This is a genomic window from Flavobacterium sp. GSB-24 (genome assembly GCF_027924665.1).
Classification (GTDB): Bacteria; Bacteroidota; Bacteroidia; order Flavobacteriales; family Flavobacteriaceae; genus Flavobacterium.
Map to the genome: position 1 here is coordinate 3700271 of NZ_AP027043.1, position 16925 is coordinate 3717195.

Here is a 16925-nt window from a genome sequence, read left to right on the forward strand (position 1 = left end):
TTGCTTTTTAATTAATTTATCTATTATATTTGCAACCGAATCAAAGAAGTAAAAACAAAAACAATCATGATTTCAATTCAATTACATCATCATCATCTACATAATTGCTCTCAAGCGATGTGTTAATGGTATGCGTGTAAATCATCATATTTTAAAACCCGTTTGAGTACATCAAACGGGTTTTTTTATTCTAACTCTTTGTACTCAAACTATAAACCCAACAAACAACTAAAAAAATGAGTACTTTAAAAATTGCAATTCAAAAATCAGGTCGTTTAAACGAAGACAGCATCCAAATCTTAAAAGACTGCGGTATTTCGATCAACAACGGAATCGACCAGCTAAAGGCCGAAGCTTCTAATTTTCCTCTTGAAGTTTTGTATCTTAGAAATTCAGATATCCCTCAATATTTAATTGATGGAGTAGTAGATCTAGCTATTGTTGGCGACAATCTTTTGGTAGAAAAAGGAAAAGGAATCGAAGTGGTTCAAAAATTAGGATTCTCAAAATGTAAAGTTTCTGTTGCTGTTCCTAAAACTTTGGAATATAATTCAATACAAGATTTAGCTGGATTACGTATTGCAACTTCTTATCCCAATACAGTTAACGAATATTTTAATAAATTTGGTTTAAGTGTAGACATTCACCAAATTTCTGGTTCTGTAGAAATCGCTCCAAACATTGGTCTTGCAGATGCAATTGTAGATATCGTTTCAAGCGGAAGCACTTTATTCAAGAACAATTTAAAAGAAGTTGAAGTTATCTTGAAAAGTGAAGCAGTTTTAGCCGTTTCTCCAAAAGTTTCTCCAGAAATTCAAAAACACATTGATACTTTAAAATTCAGAATTCAAGCGGTTTTAAGAGCTAGAAATTCAAAATACATTTTAATGAACGTTCCAAATGACAAGATTGATGCTGTTGGAAAAATTCTTCCGGTTTTAAGAAGTTTAACCGTTTTGCCATTGGCACAGGAAGGCTGGAGCAGTGTGCACTCGGTAATCGATAAAGATACTTTTTGGGACGTAATCGACCAGTTAAAAGAAGTTGGAGCAGAAGGAATTTTGGTTTGCCCAATTGAGAAAATGGTTCTTTAAAGCTTTAAGCTTTAGGCAATAGGCTTTAAGCTTTTGCCAAAGAAATTAAAGATAGTTTAAAAAGCTTAAAGCCTACAGCTTATAGCATAAAGCATAAAAATAATGAATAAGATAAACAATCCAAAACCAGAAACCTGGTCTGAAATATTAAAGAGACCAACTCAAACCATTGATGATATTGAGGTTACGGTAAAAGAAATCTTCAAAGAAGTTCAGAAAAAAGGAGATGAAGCAGTTGCAAAATACACTTCAATCTTTGATGGAATTTCTTTAGATAATTATGAAGTTTCTAAAGAAGAAATTAGTGAAGCAATTAATCTGATTCCGAACGAATTAAAAGAGGCAATCAAATTAGCAAAAGACAATATTTATAAATTTCACAAAGCTCAAAAAACAGATAGAATTGAACTAGAGACTATCGAAGGCGTAAATTGCTGGCAGGAAAAAAGACCGATTCAGAAAATTGGTTTGTATATTCCAGGAGGAACAGCCCCTTTGTTTTCAACAGTTTTAATGCTTGCTGTTCCTGCTGAAATTGCGGGCTGCAAAGAAATTGTTTTGTGTTCGCCGCCAGATAAATCAGGGAAAATTAATCCAGCAATTTTATACGCAGCAAATTTATGCGGTGTAACTAAGATTTTAAAAGTAGGCGGGATTCAGGCGATCGCCGGAATGACATTTGGAACACAATCTATTCCAAAAGTGTATAAAATTTTCGGCCCTGGAAATCAGTTTGTAACCGTAGCTAAGCAATTAGCAACTCAATTTGGTGTTGCAATTGACATGCCTGCTGGTCCTTCAGAATTATTAATTGTTGCTGATGATACGGCGGTTCCTGCATTTGTAGCATCAGATTTATTGTCTCAGGCAGAACATGGAACTGATAGTCAGGTAATTTTGGTTTCGACTTCAAAGAAAATAATTGATGAAGTAGAAAAGGAAATCCAATCTCAAATAGAAGTTCTTCCCAGAAAAGCAATTGCAGTAAAAGCAATTGAAAATTCGAAATTGATTTATGTTGAAAATGATAAGATTGCTTTAGATTTAATCAACGAATACGGACCAGAGCACTTTATCATCTGTTCTCAATACGATGATTTTTACTGCAACGGAATTGTAAATGCAGGTTCTGTTTTTATTGGGAATTATACTCCTGAAAGTGCTGGAGATTATGCATCAGGAACCAATCACACCTTGCCGACAAATGGATATGCTAAAAATTACAGCGGTGTAAATTTAGATAGTTTCATGAAATCGATGACATTCCAAAAAATTTCAGAAAAAGGTATTCAAAATATTGGAAAAGCAATTGAGCTTATGGCTGAAGCGGAAGGTTTGCAAGCGCATAAGAATGCTGTTACCTTAAGATTGAAGAGTTTAGAATAAAGAATATAGAACACAGAATATAGAAAATAGAAGAAAGAACATAGAATAGAAAATAATAGATAATAGATAATGTTGGAAGTCTATTCTCTTTATTCTATTCTCTATATTCTAAAAATTAAGATAATGAAATTCGATATAAATACAATTACACGTGAAAACGTAAAATCTTTAAAGCCATATTCTTCGGCGAGAGATGAGTTTGAAGATTTTGATACTGCCGATATGATTTTTTTGGATGCAAATGAAAATCCGTTTCAAAATGGAGTAAATCGTTATCCAGATCCACAACAGAATTCGGTTAAAGCAATTTTAGCCAAAAATAACAATACAAAACAGAGTCAGATTTTGTTAGGAAACGGAAGTGACGAAGTTTTAGATTTGATTTTCAGGGCTTTCTGCGAACCAAAAACAGATAATATTATTACGTTGCCGCCTACGTACGGAATGTACAGCGTTTTAGCGAATATCAACGCAGTAGAAAACAGAGAAATTCTGCTTACAAATGATTTTCAGCCTCAAGTAGAAAAAATTTTAGAAGCTGTCGATGAAAATACTAAAATTATCTTTTTATGCTCACCCAATAACCCGACTGGGAATTCTTTTTCAGACGAAAGTATTGTGAAATTACTTCAAAACTTTAAAGGTTTAGTAGTGATTGATGAAGCTTATATTGACTTTTCAGAAAAAGAAAGCTGGCTAACAGAAATTGACGAATATCCAAATTTGGTAATTACTCAGACACTTTCAAAAGCCTATGGTTTAGCTGGAATTCGTTTAGGAATTTGTTATGCATCAGAAGCTGTTATTTCAGTTTTGAATAAAATAAAACCGCCTTATAATGTAAACGAATTAACGCAGCAAAGAGCTATTGAGCGTTTAAAAGATTCTGAAAAGATAAAACAAGAAATAGCTTCTATTATAAATCAAAGAGAAGAATTACTTAAAGTTTTACTTGAAATAAATTTTGTAGAAAAAATTTATCCTACAGAAGCTAATTTTGTTTTGGTAAAAGTAGATGATGCTAACAAAAGATACGATCAATTAATCGAAAAAGGAATTGTAATTCGTAACAGAACCACACAGCCTTTATGCGAAAATTGTCTTCGTTTTACAATTGGAACAGAAGAGGAAAATGCTGTTTTAATTAAAGAATTAAAGTTGTTGAAATAGAAAAAATAGAATCAAAAAATATAGAGTAAAGAATATAGAGTAAAGAATATAGAGTAAAGAAAAAAGTAAGAACTTTAAAAATAGAATGAAAAATCTATTCTCTTTACTCTATCTTCTATATTCTGAAAAAATAAAACATGAAAAAAGTACTTTTTATCGATCGTGATGGAACGATTGTTTTAGAACCTGAAAATTACCAATTAGACAGCTTAGATAAACTGGAATTTTACCCAAAAGCTTTTCAATACCTGGCGAAAATTGCCAGCGAATTAGATTACGAATTAGCAATGGTAACCAATCAGGACGGATTAGGAACGGATAGTTTTCCTGAAGATACCTTTTGGCCAACTCAGAATTTTATACTTAAAGCCTTTGAAAATGAAGGAGTTGTTTTTGATGAAATTTTTGTTGACAGAACTTTTCCAGAAGAAAATGCGCCAACACGCAAACCTAGAACAGGAATGCTGACCAAATACTTGAACAATCCAGAATATGATTTAGAAAATTCTTTCGTTTTAGGAGATCGTTTAACCGATGTAGAATTGGCTAAAAATCTTGGTGCCAAAGCCATTTTTATGAATGATACAGATGGAATTGGCAGTAATGAAATTTCATTAAAACGGGAAGAATTGAACGAAACTATTGTTTTGCAAACCATGGATTGGAAAAAAATCTATGAGTTTTTAAAGTTAGAAGCACGTTCTGCGTCAATAACTCGTAAAACAAATGAAACGGATATTTATATCAATTTAAACTTGGATGGAACCGGAAAAAGTAAAATTGATACTGGAATTGCTTTTTTTGATCACATGTTAGACCAGATTTCACGTCACGGTCAAATGGATCTGGAAATTCTTGTAAAAGGCGATTTAGAGGTTGATGAGCACCATACAATTGAAGATACGGCAATTGCTTTAGGAGAAGTTTTCGCAAAAGCATTGGGAAATAAACTAGGAATCGAGCGTTACGGATTCTGTTTGCCAATGGACGATTGTTTAGCGCAGGCAGCAATTGATTTTGGAGGTAGAAACTGGCTGATTTGGGAAACCGAATTCAAACGTGAAATGGTCGGTAAAATGCCGACAGAAATGTTCTATCATTTCTTCAAATCGTTTACAGACGGTGCAAAAGCCAATTTAAATATCAAAGCGGAAGGAATCAACGAACATCATAAAATCGAAGCAATTTTTAAAGCTTTCGCAAAAGCAATAAAAGTTGCCGTAAAAAGAGATACTGAAAAAATGATTTTGCCTTCGACGAAAGGAATGTTGTAAAACGCTATAAGCAATAGACTCTAGGCATTAGGCCTATTGCTTATGGCTTAAAGCTTAAAGCTTTTTTAATGAAAATAGTAATTATAAATTACGGAGCAGGAAATATTCAGAGCATTATGTTTGCTATTGAAAGATTGGGATTTAAAGCTGTTTTGAGTAACAATCCTAATGAAATTAAATCGGCAGATAAAGTGATTTTTCCTGGTGTAGGTGAGGCGAGTTCGGCGATGTTTAAACTTCGCGAAAGCGGTTTAGATAGTTTGATTCCGCAATTGAAACAACCCGTTTTAGGCATTTGTTTGGGAATGCAGTTAATGTGTAATTCGTCTGAAGAGGGAAATACAAAAGGTTTAGGTATTTTTGATATTGATGTTGTAAAATTCTCAAACAGCGTTAAAGTCCCGCAAATGGGATGGAACCAGATTTATGACTTAAAATCGGATTTATTTAAGGGAATTTCGGAAAATGAATTTATGTATTTAGTGCATAGTTTTTACGCGCCAAATTGCGATGAAGCTATTGCTACAACGAATTATGACGTTGAATATGCATCGGCTTTGCAAAAAGATAATTTTTATGGAACTCAATTCCACCCAGAGAAAAGCGGGGATGTGGGAGAGAGAATTTTAGAGAATTTTTTGAAGTTAGATTCCAAAGAATAAATCCCAAATTCCAATATCAAAATCAATTTTAATCAAAAATCAATTTTAGAAATTAGTAATTCAATATTTTTTTGAATAATCTAAATTCTAAAATCAACAATCTAAAATATAAAAATGAGAATAATACCAGCCATAGATATCATTGAAGGAAAATGTGTTCGTTTGTCCAAAGGCGATTATGATACGAAAATAATTTACAATGAAAATCCGCTTGAAGTGGCGAAATCATTTGAAGCACACGGAATTGAATATCTGCATTTAGTAGATCTTGATGGCGCAAAATCGAGTAAAATTGTCAATTATAGAATCTTAGAACAAATTGCGAATCAAACAAGTTTAAAAATTGATTTTGGAGGCGGATTAAAATCGGATGATGATTTGAGAATTGCTTTTGAAAGCGGTGCAAACCAAATTACAGGCGGCAGTATTGCGGTGAAAAACAGAGCAATTTTTGAAAAATGGATTTTAGAATACGGATCAGAAAAAATCATTCTTGGTGCAGATGCAAAAGACGAAAAAATAGCAGTTTCAGGCTGGCTGGAAGAATCAAATGAGGATTTAGTGCCGTTTATTCAGGATTATCAAACAAAAGGAATTCAGTATGTTATCTGTACTGATATTGCAAAAGACGGAATGCTTCAAGGCCCAAGTTTTGATTTGTACAGCAAAATTTTAGCGGAAGCAAAAGGAATAAAATTAATTGCATCTGGAGGAATTTCAACTTTCGACGAATTACCAAAATTAGCAGAACTAGGCTGTGAAGGAACTATAATAGGAAAAGCGATTTACGAAGGAAGAATCACTTTAAAACAGTTAGAGGATTTTATAATTAGAAAATGAGAAAATTTGATAATTAGATAATTTATGCGTGACGAAAATAATTATCTAATTGACTAATTATCTAATTAACACATTAAAGAAATGTTAGCAAAAAGAATAATACCCTGCTTAGATATAAAAAACGGAAGAACGGTAAAAGGCGTTAATTTCGTTGATTTGCGCGATGCCGGCGATCCCGTAGAATTGGCTGAAATTTATTCAAGAGAAGGAGCAGATGAATTGGTTTTCTTGGATATTTCGGCAACAGAAGAAAGACGCAAAACACTGGTAAATATGGTGCGAAGTGTTGCAGAGAAAATCAATATTCCGTTTACAGTTGGCGGCGGAATTTCATCTGTTGAAGATGTTGACATTCTGCTGAATAATGGCGCAGATAAAGTTTCCATAAATTCATCAGCAGTCAAAAATCCGCAATTAATTAATGATTTGGCTCAGAAATTTGGAAGTCAATGCGTTGTTGTCGCAATCGACGCCAAACAAATTGACGGACAATGGATTGTGTATTTAGTAGGAGGAAAAGTACCAACAGAACTAAATCTATTCGATTGGGCTGTTGAAGTGGCAGAACGCGGTGCCGGCGAAATTTTATTCACTTCGATGGACAATGATGGCACTAAAAATGGTTTTGCAAACGAAGCTTTAGCGAAACTATCAGAATTAGTAAATATTCCAATCATTGCTTCAGGCGGAGCCGGAAATATACAACATTTTGTAGATTCGTTTAAAGAAGGAAAAGCTGATGCGGCTTTGGCAGCAAGCGTTTTTCACTTTAAAGAAATCGAAATTAAAGCTTTGAAAGAAGAACTGAAGAATAATGGAGTGGAAGTTAGACTTTAAAGAGAAGCAAGAAACGAGAAGAAAGACAAGAAACAAGAAGAAAGAAGAAAGAGTAGATTTAATCTAAAATAACAAGAAATCAGAGAATCTAAAATCTGAACTCTAAAATCTAAAAAAAAAAATGGACATCGATATCAAAAGCGCACACGGACTAATTCCGGCTATAATTCAAGATTCAGAGACAAAAAATGTTTTGATGCTGGGCTATATGAACGAAGAATCGCTTCAAAAAACAATAGAGACACAGAAAGTAACTTTTTTCAGTCGTTCCAAACAAAGACTTTGGACAAAAGGTGAGGAGAGTGGTAACTTTTTAAATTTGGTAAGCATTAAAAATGACTGCGATGGCGATACGCTTTTGATTCAGGCAAAACCTGTTGGGCCAACTTGCCACACTGGTGCAGATACGTGCTGGCAGGAACCAAATGAAGCGAATTATGGCTTCATTTCTCAATTAGAAAACACAATTAAAACTCGCAGAAAAAACGCTGATTCTGAAAAAAGTTATGTAGCTTCTTTATTCGAAAAAGGAATCAATAAAATTGCTCAAAAAGTGGGTGAAGAAGCTGTAGAAGTGGTTATTGAAGCAAAAGATAATAATGATGATTTGTTTCTTAGCGAAAGCGCTGATTTGCTTTTTCATTATTTGATTTTATTACAGGCAAAAGGTTATCAGCTGAATGATGTTGTGGATGTTTTAAAGAAACGTCAGAAGTAAAAGTTTTGTTTCAAGTTTCAGGTTTCAGGTTTCAGGCTAACGTGCGTAACCTGAAACCTGAAACAAATGAAACTAATTACTCCACAAACTCAAAAACCGCAAATTCTGCTGACTGATGAAAACCAAATTTTAAACTCTTATAAGGTTGTAATGCAAGGTATTCAATTGTGCTACCGTAATCTATTCTAAAGGCATTTGCTTTCCATTTTGTACCAATTTCTGGTTTTAAAAAATTACCGTTTTTAATGTTTTTCAGACTTGAAAATGGAATTTTAATTTCGACACAATAACCATCAGGATTTATTTTACTTACAGATTTTAGTCCTTTAATATCAAAATCCATTGTGGTTTTCCATCCGCCGCATTCTGGCGAAATACATTTTAAAAGCAGATCATAATTACTTGAAAAAGCGTTTACTCCAATTTCAACATAATTCTGCCCATCTCCATCTGGATCAAGAAAAAGTTCTACTAAATCATCGGTGTAAAAAATCTGGGAATCTTTCTTTTGAGGTTTTCCAATAATTTTAGAATCGATGCAATTGTAAGCTATATAAAGATTTTCGTCATTCCACGAAAGTGAAACAAATGTATTTTGAGCAGCTTTTTCTCCAGAATCGTGAATCGCAAACGGACCTAGAAAAGGTGTTTCCCAATCTGATAAATTTCCATCAATGCTGATTTTATTTTTCGTTTTATGAATAGCTATATTTTGTGAATTTACAGTTGTCGATAACATTACAACCAAAAAAGAAGCTATTACATCAAATCTCATATTTAAATTCTATTAATTTGAAACCACTAAAATAGAGAAGAATAATGAATTTAGGTGTTATTTTTTTCATCCTTAAAACATAAAATTTAAAATACTTGATCTGAATGTTTACATTTGTTGAAGATTAAGTGGTTTAATTACCTTATTTATTACAAATTTATAAATAATGAAAAAATACTTTAGCAGTGCATTTATCGCCTTTTTAGTTGGTTTCACAGCAAATGCCCAAGGACTTTTAAATAAGTCTGAAACTGTTTTTACGCATCAGGACACTTTACGTGGCAGTATTACAAAAGAAAGAGCTTGGTGGGACTTAAAATACTATCATTTAGATGTAAAAGTAAATCCGTCTGAGAAAACAATTTCGGGTTCAAATACTGTTCGTTATACTGTTTTGACAGAAAATAATAAAATGCAGATCGATTTGCAGCAGCCAATGCAGATTACTAAAGTTACTCAAAACGGAAAAGAAGTAAAATTTGAAAGAGACGGAAATGCTTTCTTTATTACTTTGGCTGAAAAGCAAAAAGTTGGAGACACAAAAGAAATTATCATCTCTTTTGAAGGAAAACCAAAAGAAGCGGTTAGAGCACCATGGGATGGCGGATTTTCTTGGAAAAAAGATAAAAACGGAAAAGATTTTATTGCTACTTCTTGCCAGGGCTTAGGCGCAAGCGTTTGGTGGCCATGTAAAGATCATATGTACGACGAAGTAGAAAATATGCTGATCAGCGTGAATGTTCCCGGAGATTTGACAGAAGTTTCAAATGGAAGGTTAAAAAGCGTTAAAAAAGAAAAAGACGGAACTAAAACTTTTAATTGGTATGTTTCTAATCCGATTAATAACTACGGCGTAAATATCAATATTGGCGATTACGTTAATTTCTCTGAAATATTTAAAGGAGAAAAAGGTAATTTAGATTGTAATTATTATGTTTTAAGAGATAATTTGGCTTTAGCAAAAGAACATTTTAAAGATGCTCCAAAAATGCTGAAAGCTTTTGAAGATTGGTTTGGACCTTATCCATTTTACGAAGACAGTTACAAATTAGTAGAAGTGCCTTATTTAGGAATGGAGCATCAAAGTTCTGTAACTTACGGAAATCAATATAAACAGGGTTATTTAGGAAAAGATTTAAGCGGAACAGGCTGGGGACTGAAATTTGATTTTATTATCATTCATGAGTCTGGACACGAGTGGTTTGCAAACAATATCACTTACAAAGACATCGCAGACATGTGGATTCACGAAAGCTTTACGAATTATTCTGAAAGTTTATTTTTGGAATATTATTACGGAAAAGAGGCTGGCGCTGAATATGTTATTGGATGCAGAAAAGGTATTGAAAACGACAAACCAATTATCGGTCATTATGATGTAAATAACGAAGGTTCAGGAGATATGTATCCAAAAGGTGCAAATATGCTGCACACCATTCGTCAGATTATAAATGATGATGCGAAATGGAAATCGATTTTAAGAGGCTTAAATAAAACCTTTTATCATCAAACGGTAACTTCTAAGCAAATTGAAGATTATATCAACGATCAGTCTGGAATTAACTTCAACAGAGTGTATGCACAGTATTTAACTACTACTAAAATTCCTGTTTTTGAATATATGTTTAAAAATGGAACTTTAGGATATCATTGGACCAATTGTGTTTCAAAATTTGATATGCCTGTAAAAGTTAAAATAAACGGTGTAGAAACTTGGTTGAAACCAACTACAGACTGGCAGTCTATTAAAACTGAAAATGAAGATAGAAAACTCGAAGTTGATAAGAATTTCTATGTAACGACTTCTAATATTGTAGAGTAAAGTTTTTAAAATTTCAAAATAAAAAAATCCCAAATGCCAATTAAGTGGAGTTTGGGATTTTATTTTACATCCTTCAGTAAACCCGACAGGTTTGTAAATCGTGTCGGATTTGTTGTTTTCGTAACGTTTTGTCATTTCGACCGAAGGCAGAAATAAAAAAAAAGGCTGAAAAACAATAAGTTTTTCAGCCTTTTTTTTATTGGAATTTGGATTTTTTTTATTGGAATTTAAAAGATTATCTATTGTTAAGTTTTGCTTTTTCCTTTATTATATCAGCAATTTTTCTATTTTCTATTTTGCTTTCAAGCCACGAAATAATATCAAGATATAAGAATGCCCTTTTCTCATAAGTATTCTTCTCAAGCTCTACAAAGCGATCGTGCATTTTTTTGAATTCCTTTTTTATATCAGCTGGATAAAAGTTATTTAAATTTTTAAGGAATTTGATGATTTCTTTCTGAACTTCATGTAAATCATTCATTTTCAATAAAAACTTATACGTGCTTTTAAGATGATTTTCTAAGTAATAATCTTTTCCTAACTCATAATGCGCAATTAAAGACAATAATCTTGCAAAACACATCAAGTCTTCTCGCATTGTTAAGTTCTTGTTGTTGATGATTTTATCTAAATAATTGATGCATTCATTGTATTTTTCATTTCCAAAATAAATGGAAGCAATTTTATAGAAAAACAGCATTTCGTGGTGCTCATCAAGATGTTCACTATGTACTTTAAGTTTGCTTAAAATCTCAGGAATTAGATATTCGCTTTCCGCAAAAGTTCCTTCCAAGATGTGCAGATTTAGTTTATTGTTATATACATATAAAAATGACAGTGATGCAATATTATCGTTTACAGGAAATTTAGGATCTGCAATAGTTTCTTCTAAAAGATTCAGATACTTCTTGAAATTAGATTTATACTTTAACATATAAAGCGATTCTAAGAAATAATGATTTCCTTTCAAGAAAAATACAGGATTAAGATAAATCATGTTCGGATTATCATAAAACAATGTAACCCATTTATAGGCATATTTATAACTGGCCAAAAAGTCTTGAACTAGAAAGCTTCGCCACAAGTTGGCATTATAAAACCAGTATTTTTCGCGAAAGCCAAATTTACTTTCATCTAATTTTGAAATATGTCTATTGAAATAATCGTCAATATATTTGTATTCGGCGTCACTTTTTACGTATCCAGTTTTTAGCATAATTCCATACAGCTGAAGCGATAAATTTGACAGTTTGCTTGAAATCGTATTGCGGTAGTTCAATTCTTTAGCCTGTACAACCAATTCGTCTGCTCGACCTTGAATACTTCGGGTAATATATTGGGATTCGATTAGTTTTTCAAATTCAACAATTTCATACGCCATATATTTTTCATCATTCTCCAACGCTTGTTGTTTGGTCTTATCCAAAATTTTCAAACTCTGCTTATACAATCCTTTATTATAAAGAATTACAGCAAAATCCATTTGTTCACGAAGCTGGTAGCGAATATTCTGGCTGGGAATATTCAATCTTATACTTACTAAGATTTGCTTGTATAAGTATGATTTTAAGTTAGATAGCTGAACTTTTTGGATAATGCCGCTTTTAAGAATGAGCTTTTCATCATAAACTTCAGATTTATCAAGAATGTTGAATAATTCAATAAATTTTGTGTTTGAACTCGTCTCTAATCGGCTTGCAAAAATTTTAAACTGTCTTTTTTCTGATTTCGAAAGTGATTTGATTAAAACAAATAAGAAATCTTTTTGATGGTTAGCCATTGTAAAAAATAATAATGTAACTTATTGATAATAAATTAGTTAATAAGGTGTAAATCGTTTTATGAACAGTATAATTTCATTAAAATGAATTTCGTACTGCGATAGTACGATATATATTTGTTATCAAGATGTGAAATTACATTAAATAAATGAATATGAATAGAGAGAAAGTTCAAATTTTTGACACCACTTTGCGAGATGGTGAACAAGTTCCAGGATGTAAGTTAGATACTAAACAAAAATTAGTTATCGCAGAAAGACTTGACAAAATGGGAGTTGATATCATCGAAGCAGGCTTTCCTGTATCAAGTCCAGGCGATTTTTTATCGGTCTCTGAGATTTGTAAAATTGTAGAAAATGCAACCGTCTGCGGACTAACAAGAGCCGTAAAAAACGACATTGATGTTGCGGCAGCTGCTTTAAAGCACGCTAAGAAACCAAGAATCCATACTGGAATCGGAACTTCACAATCTCACATACTCCACAAATTAAATACTACGCCGGAAGATATTATTGCAAGAGCAAAATATGCTGTAGCACACGCAAAATCTTATGTAGAAGATGTTGAATTCTACGCAGAAGATGCAGGTAGAACAGACAACGCTTTCTTGGCTAAAGTTTGTGAGGAAGTTATTAAATCTGGAGCAACAGTATTGAATATTCCTGATACTACTGGATATTGTCTTCCAGAAGAATACGGAGCAAAAATTAAATATTTAAAAGAAAACGTAAAAGGAATCGAAAACGTAATCCTTTCATGTCACTGTCATAATGATTTAGGAATGGCAACTGCAAACTCGATTGCAGGGGCTATAAATGGAGCAAGACAAATAGAATGTACTATTAATGGTATTGGTGAAAGAGCTGGAAATACTGCACTTGAAGAAGTGGTAATGATTTTCAAACAACACCCATATTTAAATTTAGATACAAACATTAATACTAGAGAATTAAACGAAATGAGCCGTTTAGTTTCTGAAAGTATGGGAATGATTGTACAGCCAAATAAAGCGATTGTAGGAGCAAATGCTTTTGCACACAGTTCTGGTATTCACCAAGATGGTGTAATCAAAAACAGAGCAACTTACGAGATCATGGATCCGCTTGATGTTGGTGTAAACGAATCTTCAATTATTTTGACTGCAAGAAGCGGAAGAGCTGCTTTGGCTTATAGAGCTAAAAAAGTGGGTTACGAACTTACAAAAACACAGTTAGATATTGTATATGTTGAGTTTTTGAAATTTGCAGATATCAAAAAAGAAGTTTTAGATGCTGATATTCATCAAATCATCGAAGCTTCTAAAATTGAAGGTGAATTAATTAGAAGCTAGTTAAGAAGAATAGAAAATAGAGCAAAGAAGAAAGAGAAAAATAATAAAGGATTTAAATACATAAAGAACGAGACGTTATGAATTTGAAAATTGCAGTTTTGCCAGGAGATGGAATTGGACCTGAGGTTATTTTACAAGCCAAAAAAGCATTGTATGCTATTGCTGAAGTTTATAATCATGAATTTGTTTTTGAAGATGCGCTCATGGGAGCAGTTGCAATTGATAAAACAGGAAGCCCTTTGCCGGAACAAACACTAAATCTATGTTTAAATACAGATGCAGTTTTGCTTGGTGCAATCGGAGATCCTAAATATGATAATAATCCGAATGCAAAAGTTCGACCTGAACAAGGTTTATTGAAGCTTCGTAAAGAATTAGGTTTGTTTGCGAATATTCGTCCGATAAAACCTTACAAAGCGTTAATTGAAGCTTCTCCTTTAAAAAGAGAAATTATTGAAGGAGCTGATTTTACAATTTTCAGAGAATTAACAGGCGGTGCTTATTTCGGAACTAAAACACTTAATGAAGAAGGAACACATGCTTCAGATTTATGTGAATATTCAGAAGAAGAAATCACCAGAATTGCACATTTAGCTTTTAAATCGGCACAAAAACGACGCAAAAAGTTAACAATGGTAGACAAAGCCAATGTTTTGGAAACTTCAAGATTGTGGAGAAAAGTAGTTCAGAAAGTGAGCGAAAATTATCCAGATGTTAAGCTTGATTTTTTATTTGTTGATAATGCGGCAATGCAGTTGATTTTAAATCCGAAACAATTTGATGTGATTTTGACTGAGAACTTATTCGGAGATATTTTATCTGATGAAGCTAGTGTAATCACAGGATCTATTGGTTTACTGCCATCGGTATCTTTAGGAGAAAAAAATGCTTTGTTTGAACCAATTCACGGATCATATCCGCAGGCAAAAGGAAAAAACATCGCTAATCCGATTGCTTCGATTTTAGCCGCAGCGCTTTTGTTAGAGCATTTTGGATTAACTAAAGAAGCTAATGTAATCTATAAAGCGGTAGAAAAAGCAATTGAATACAAAGTTGTAACAGTTGACTTAAAACCAGATTCAAAATTTGGAACAAACGAAGTAGGGGAGTTCGTTTCTAATTTTATTTTCAGTAAAGATGATTTGCTGTATTTTAATAATGACAATGTAAGTATTGGACAATCTACAATTGTTTAATATTTTTTGTTAAAAAGTGAATTTAATAACAAGAAGTATCTGAAATGTTGAGATTTTATTTTTTTAGTTCCTAAAGTTTCTGTACTTTTGTGACACTAAAAAATAAATGATGCAAATCTCAATTATTATTATTTCTGTCGTTGTTGTCAATGTGATTCACACATCTGCATCGGGAATGTTATAAATATAATTGAAAAACTATATTACAAACCTTCCAAATACTGGAAGGTTTTTTTTTGAATAAAAATTAAAATAAAATAAAGCAATAATGGAATTAAATAAGTACAGCAAGACCATCACTCAAGATCAAACACAGCCTGCGGCGCAAGCAATGTTGTACGGAATTGGTTTAACTGAAGAAGATTTAAAAAAAGCACAAGTTGGAATTGTGAGCATGGGTTACGATGGTAACACTTGTAATATGCACTTGAACGATTTAGCAAAAGATGTTAAAAAAGGTGTTTGGGATGCAGATCTTGTCGGACTTATTTTTAATACCATTGGTGTCAGTGACGGAATTTCAAACGGAACTGAAGGAATGCGTTATTCATTGGTTTCTCGTGATGTAATTGCAGATTCTATAGAAACAGTAGTTGGAGCGCAATGGTACGATGGTGTAATTGCAATTCCAGGCTGTGATAAAAATATGCCGGGAGCTTTAATCGCAATGGGACGATTAAACCGTCCAGCAATGATGGTTTACGGAGGATCTATTCACTCTGGAAAGTGGAAAGGTGAATCTTTAAATATTGTGTCAGCATTTGAAGCTTTAGGAAAAAAGGTTAAAAACGAAATTACTCCAGAAGATTTTAAAGGAGTTATCCAAAATGCTTGCCCTGGTGCTGGTGCGTGTGGAGGTATGTATACTGCAAACACAATGTCTTCTGCAATTGAAGCATTAGGAATGAGCTTACCATACAGTTCATCAAACCCTGCTTTAAGCCAGGAAAAAAGAGACGAATGTCTTGCCGCCGGAGCTGCAATTAAAGTTTTATTAGAAAAAGATATTAAGCCAAGAGATATTATGACTCGCAAGGCTTTCGAAAATGCTATTACAATTGTAGCAGTTTTAGGAGGTTCTACAAATGCAGTTATGCACTTAATCGCAATGGCTCACTCTGTTGATATCAAAATTACTTTGGATGATTTCCAAGCAATTAATGACAGAACACCAGTTTTGGCTGACATGAAACCAAGTGGTAAATACATGATGGAAGATATTCATGAAGTGGGAGGAATTCCAGCAGTAATGAAATATTTATTGAAAGCAGGACTTATTCACGGAGATTGTTTAACAGTAACAGGAAAAACAGTTGCTGAAAATTTAGCTTCAACTCCAGATTTACAAGACGGACAAGAAGTAATTCATGAAATTCAAAAAGCGTTAAAACCAACTGGAAATATTCAAGTTTTATACGGAAACCTTGCTTCTGAAGGAGCTGTAGCAAAAATCAGCGGAAAAGAAGGGGAGTATTTCGAAGGTCCAGCTGTAGTATTTGAAGGTGAATTTGAAGTAATTCCAGGTCTTCAAGCCGGAAAAATTAAACCAGGTAATGTAGTCGTCATCAGGTATTGCGGGCCAAAAGGTGGTCCAGGGATGCCTGAAATGCTGAAACCTACATCTGCTATTATTGGTGCTGGATTAGGAAGCAGCTGTGCTCTTATTACAGACGGTAGATTCTCTGGAGGTTCGCATGGATTCGTGGTAGGACACGTTACACCAGAAGCTTATGATGGTGGTGGTATTGCTCTAGTAAAAGATGGCGATTTAATTGCGATCGATGCCGTGAAAAATACTATTGACCTGAAAATTTCCGACGAAGAATTTGCAGCTAGAAAAGCGGCTTGGGTACAACCGCCGTTAAAAGTTACAAAAGGAGTTTTACTTAAATACGCAAGATCGGTTTCTAGTGCGTCAACAGGCTGTGTTACCGATAATTAATTAATAAAATAACAATATCAAAAATCAATTGCAATAACAATATTAAATCGAAATATAAAATTGATATTGAAATTTGAAATTGATTTTTGAAAACAAAA

Annotated in this window: 14 protein-coding genes; 12 read left to right on the forward strand and 2 right to left on the reverse strand. The window is 33.1% G+C overall.

Annotated features, from left to right (window positions below; genetic code table 11):
• The first annotated feature begins 236 nt into the window (after window positions 1-236).
• The 8 genes from hisG (at window position 237) to hisIE (ending at window position 7981) form a co-directional block, all read left to right on the forward strand.
• A complete protein-coding gene (gene hisG, locus QMG60_RS16010) occupies window positions 237-1094 on the forward strand; it encodes an ATP phosphoribosyltransferase (RefSeq protein WP_057118009.1) in 858 nt (285 codons plus the stop codon).
• 102 nt (window positions 1095-1196) lie between these two features.
• Window positions 1197-2480, forward strand: coding sequence for a histidinol dehydrogenase (hisD, locus tag QMG60_RS16015; protein ID WP_281865627.1), 1284 nt, complete (start codon window positions 1197-1199; stop codon window positions 2478-2480).
• Between the two features lie 123 nt (window positions 2481-2603).
• Window positions 2604-3650 (forward strand): histidinol-phosphate transaminase, encoded by a 1047-nt coding sequence (hisC, locus tag QMG60_RS16020; RefSeq protein ID WP_281865628.1) that lies wholly within the window; start codon window positions 2604-2606, stop codon window positions 3648-3650.
• A 137-nt stretch (window positions 3651-3787) separates the two neighbouring features.
• On the forward strand, window positions 3788-4924 hold the full coding sequence (gene hisB, locus QMG60_RS16025) for a bifunctional histidinol-phosphatase/imidazoleglycerol-phosphate dehydratase HisB (RefSeq protein WP_281865629.1): 1137 nt from the start codon (window positions 3788-3790) through the stop codon (window positions 4922-4924).
• 68 nt (window positions 4925-4992) lie between these two features.
• Entirely contained in the window at window positions 4993-5586 is a 594-nt protein-coding gene (gene hisH, locus QMG60_RS16030) for an imidazole glycerol phosphate synthase subunit HisH (protein ID WP_281865630.1), read from the forward strand.
• 114 nt (window positions 5587-5700) lie between these two features.
• Window positions 5701-6426 (forward strand): 1-(5-phosphoribosyl)-5-[(5-phosphoribosylamino)methylideneamino]imidazole-4-carboxamide isomerase, encoded by a 726-nt coding sequence (hisA, locus tag QMG60_RS16035; protein ID WP_281865631.1) that lies wholly within the window; start codon window positions 5701-5703, stop codon window positions 6424-6426.
• 81 nt (window positions 6427-6507) lie between these two features.
• Window positions 6508-7263, forward strand: coding sequence for an imidazole glycerol phosphate synthase subunit HisF (gene hisF / locus QMG60_RS16040; protein ID WP_281865632.1), 756 nt, complete (start codon window positions 6508-6510; stop codon window positions 7261-7263).
• Window positions 7264-7384: 121 nt separating this feature from the next.
• Window positions 7385-7981, forward strand: coding sequence for a bifunctional phosphoribosyl-AMP cyclohydrolase/phosphoribosyl-ATP diphosphatase HisIE (hisIE, locus tag QMG60_RS16045; protein ID WP_281865633.1), 597 nt, complete (start codon window positions 7385-7387; stop codon window positions 7979-7981).
• Between the two features lie 76 nt (window positions 7982-8057).
• Here the strand turns inward: hisIE and QMG60_RS16050 are convergent, their stop codons facing one another.
• Window positions 8058-8756, reverse strand: coding sequence for a carbohydrate-binding family 9-like protein (locus QMG60_RS16050; RefSeq protein WP_281865634.1), 699 nt, complete (start codon window positions 8754-8756; stop codon window positions 8058-8060).
• 166 nt (window positions 8757-8922) lie between these two features.
• On the opposite strand from QMG60_RS16050, the gene QMG60_RS16055 reads away from it, so the two are divergent.
• Window positions 8923-10578 (forward strand): M1 family metallopeptidase, encoded by a 1656-nt coding sequence (locus tag QMG60_RS16055; protein WP_281865635.1) that lies wholly within the window; start codon window positions 8923-8925, stop codon window positions 10576-10578.
• Window positions 10579-10813: 235 nt separating this feature from the next.
• Here the strand turns inward: QMG60_RS16055 and QMG60_RS16060 are convergent, their stop codons facing one another.
• Window positions 10814-12358, reverse strand: a complete 1545-nt coding sequence (locus tag QMG60_RS16060) for a hypothetical protein (RefSeq protein ID WP_134141302.1) — start codon at window positions 12356-12358, stop codon at window positions 10814-10816.
• 155 nt (window positions 12359-12513) lie between these two features.
• On the opposite strand from QMG60_RS16060, the gene QMG60_RS16065 reads away from it, so the two are divergent.
• The 3 genes from QMG60_RS16065 to ilvD all read left to right on the forward strand — a co-directional run bounded on the left by QMG60_RS16065 (window position 12514) and on the right by ilvD (window position 16827).
• Entirely contained in the window at window positions 12514-13689 is a 1176-nt protein-coding gene (locus tag QMG60_RS16065) for a 2-isopropylmalate synthase (RefSeq protein WP_057117998.1), read from the forward strand.
• 77 nt (window positions 13690-13766) lie between these two features.
• The gene (gene leuB, locus QMG60_RS16070; RefSeq protein ID WP_134141301.1) at window positions 13767-14885 is read left to right on the forward strand and encodes a 3-isopropylmalate dehydrogenase; all 1119 of its coding nucleotides are present in this window, start codon (window positions 13767-13769) and stop codon (window positions 14883-14885) included.
• Window positions 14886-15153: 268 nt separating this feature from the next.
• The gene (gene ilvD, locus QMG60_RS16075; protein ID WP_057117996.1) at window positions 15154-16827 is read left to right on the forward strand and encodes a dihydroxy-acid dehydratase; all 1674 of its coding nucleotides are present in this window, start codon (window positions 15154-15156) and stop codon (window positions 16825-16827) included.
• The last annotated feature ends 98 nt before the right edge of the window (window positions 16828-16925 follow it).

What these genes read in the sequence shown, in the direction of transcription:
- hisG (WP_057118009.1), top strand. Translation starts at nt 237, where the DNA reads ATGAGTACTTTAAAAATTGCAATTCAAAAATCAGGTCGTTTAAACGAA.
- hisD (WP_281865627.1), top strand. Translation starts at nt 1,197, where the DNA reads ATGAATAAGATAAACAATCCAAAACCAGAAACCTGGTCTGAAATATTA.
- hisC (WP_281865628.1), top strand. Translation starts at nt 2,604, where the DNA reads ATGAAATTCGATATAAATACAATTACACGTGAAAACGTAAAATCTTTA.
- hisB (WP_281865629.1), top strand. Translation starts at nt 3,788, where the DNA reads ATGAAAAAAGTACTTTTTATCGATCGTGATGGAACGATTGTTTTAGAA.
- hisH (WP_281865630.1), top strand. Translation starts at nt 4,993, where the DNA reads ATGAAAATAGTAATTATAAATTACGGAGCAGGAAATATTCAGAGCATT.
- hisA (WP_281865631.1), top strand. Translation starts at nt 5,701, where the DNA reads ATGAGAATAATACCAGCCATAGATATCATTGAAGGAAAATGTGTTCGT.
- hisF (WP_281865632.1), top strand. Translation starts at nt 6,508, where the DNA reads ATGTTAGCAAAAAGAATAATACCCTGCTTAGATATAAAAAACGGAAGA.
- hisIE (WP_281865633.1), top strand. Translation starts at nt 7,385, where the DNA reads ATGGACATCGATATCAAAAGCGCACACGGACTAATTCCGGCTATAATT.
- QMG60_RS16050 (WP_281865634.1), bottom strand. Translation starts at nt 8,756, where the DNA reads ATGAGATTTGATGTAATAGCTTCTTTTTTGGTTGTAATGTTATCGACA.
- QMG60_RS16055 (WP_281865635.1), top strand. Translation starts at nt 8,923, where the DNA reads ATGAAAAAATACTTTAGCAGTGCATTTATCGCCTTTTTAGTTGGTTTC.
- QMG60_RS16060 (WP_134141302.1), bottom strand. Translation starts at nt 12,358, where the DNA reads ATGGCTAACCATCAAAAAGATTTCTTATTTGTTTTAATCAAATCACTT.
- QMG60_RS16065 (WP_057117998.1), top strand. Translation starts at nt 12,514, where the DNA reads ATGAATAGAGAGAAAGTTCAAATTTTTGACACCACTTTGCGAGATGGT.
- leuB (WP_134141301.1), top strand. Translation starts at nt 13,767, where the DNA reads ATGAATTTGAAAATTGCAGTTTTGCCAGGAGATGGAATTGGACCTGAG.
- ilvD (WP_057117996.1), top strand. Translation starts at nt 15,154, where the DNA reads ATGGAATTAAATAAGTACAGCAAGACCATCACTCAAGATCAAACACAG.